1 protein-coding gene is annotated in these 426 nt (G+C 54.7%); it reads left to right on the forward strand.

All coding sequences use genetic code 11. The features are described 5' to 3' along the window. A partial coding sequence (meaB, locus tag IAI51_RS27795; RefSeq protein WP_187681381.1) for a methylmalonyl Co-A mutase-associated GTPase MeaB occupies positions 1 to 426 on the forward strand: 426 nt, incomplete at both ends.

Below are 426 nucleotides of genomic sequence, written 5' to 3' on the forward strand. Positions count from 1 at the left end.
TTGTTGATTCGAGAGGGATTAAAGGTCGCGGTTATTGCGGTCGATCCCAGCAGCCCGGTCACTGGCGGTAGCATTCTCGGGGATAAAACCCGCATGAATGACCTGGCGCGTGCCGAAGCGGCGTTTATTCGCCCGGTACCATCCTCCGGTCATCTGGGCGGTGCCAGTCAGCGAGCGCGGGAATTAATGCTGTTATGCGAAGCAGCGGGTTATGACGTAGTGATTGTCGAAACGGTTGGCGTCGGGCAGTCGGAAACAGAAGTCGCCCGCATGGTGGACTGTTTTATCTCGTTGCAAATTGCCGGTGGCGGCGATGATCTGCAGGGCATTAAAAAAGGGCTGATGGAAGTGGCTGATCTGATCGTTATCAACAAAGACGATGGCGATAACCATACCAATGTCGCCATTGCCCGGCATATGTACGAG

The organism is Pseudomonas sp. N40(2020) (genome assembly GCF_014472415.1).
Taxonomy (GTDB): domain Bacteria; phylum Pseudomonadota; class Gammaproteobacteria; order Pseudomonadales; family Pseudomonadaceae; genus Aquipseudomonas.